The 1,359-nt window shown below is 64.9% G+C and carries 1 protein-coding gene and 1 tRNA gene; one reads left to right on the top strand and one right to left on the bottom strand.

Features of this window, described 5'->3' with window-relative positions:
* Positions 1-163: 163 nt before the first annotated feature.
* Positions 164-247 (top strand) — tRNA-Leu (locus DM816_RS41870).
* Here the strand turns inward: DM816_RS41870 and DM816_RS41865 are convergent.
* A partial coding sequence (locus DM816_RS41865; protein ID WP_117215942.1) for a recombinase family protein occupies positions 229-1,359 on the bottom strand: 1,131 nt, incomplete at its 5' end. The genes DM816_RS41870 and DM816_RS41865 overlap by 19 nt on opposite strands.

Below are 1,359 nucleotides of genomic sequence, written 5' to 3'. Positions count from 1 at the left end.
CCCACCCCACCCCGCGGCCCACCCACCCGCGTCGCGGCGCACCCCTCCCCTCTCAAGATCGAAACCACACACCCGGGGATCCCATTAGCGTGATCAACTCCAAACGTGTACAGTGGTCCCTCGTGCGGCCGCCGCCGTTCAAGGCGCGGCTGTGCACACCCAGGTCCGGGTGGCGGAATGGCAGACGCGCTAGCTTGAGGTGCTAGTGCCCGTAAAGGGCGTGGGGGTTCAAGTCCCCCCTCGGACACGAACCAAATCCCAACGGTGTTCGCCAAGATCAATCGCGGCGTGCACCGTTTGTGTTTCTGCGGCATAGGTCAGCTTGAGCCGCAGGCTTCGGTACAGGTCGAGTTTCTGCTCGGGTTGGGCCTCGTTCAGCGCCGCAGCGATGTCGCCCAGTTCGGCGATCAGGGCAGCGATGTCCTCCGCTGTCAGCGTGTCGACGGCGTCGACCTTGGGTGCGGCGGGACGGCTCGCCAGTGCCGCATAGCGCTGCTGTTCGGCTTCGGCGATCCACTCTGCCACCACTGCCGGGCTGGCTCCCTCGTCGAGAGCCTGCTTGTAGCGGGCGATCTTCTTGTCGAACTCCGCGGCGACATCGCGACCAGCGCGCTGCCTCGGAATCGCCGGCCGTACCTCGGCGCTGACTTGGCGAGCCAGCAGCTCGATGGTCTGATCTCGACGAGCTGGATCGAAGACTGAGGCGATCCACTGGTCGATAGGCTCGATCGCCAGGTCTTCACGCATGATCACGTTCTTGGGGTGATCGACGCGATTTGCCAGCGCGTAGTCGGAGGGATACCGGCACCGGTAGTAGGCCACGTCGTGGGAGTGCTGCCCTTGCATTCGGCGCTGGCACACCGAGCAGTAGACCAGACTCTTGAAGACGTACGGATGCCTGCTGCGGTGCGGCTTGTGGGCGGCGGGCTTGTGCGCCCGCGACCCGAGCAGGTCGCGGGCGGCGTTGAAGGTCTCGTCGCTGACTATTGACTCGTGGACGATCTCCTGCGAGGTGATCCACTTGTCGCGTGGGTTCCACCGCATGACCGGCATGTGCCCCAGAGCCACGTCATCGACGTCTACCAGGACTTCATCGGTGCGTTGCTTGTTCCAGACTTCCCTGCCGGTGTAGCGGGGGTTGGTCAGGATCGTTCGGACTGCGCTCTTGGCCCAGGCGCGACCATCGCGATGTGGGTTGCGTGCGTGGTCATAGGCGGACGGGGAAAGGATTCCCTCGCGGGTCAGGGCTTCGGCAATGGCGAAGATGCCGTGGCCGTTGAGGAAGTCGCGGAAGATGCGCTGCACGATGGGGGCGGTCACCGGGTCTGGTGTCAGACCGTAGAGCCGCTTGCCGTCGGC

The organism is Allorhizocola rhizosphaerae (genome assembly GCF_003426775.1).
Classification (GTDB): domain Bacteria; phylum Actinomycetota; class Actinomycetes; order Mycobacteriales; family Micromonosporaceae; genus Allorhizocola; species Allorhizocola rhizosphaerae.
Note: the sequence above shows the minus strand (reverse complement) of the source record. Positions and strands in the feature narration are given on the sequence as shown.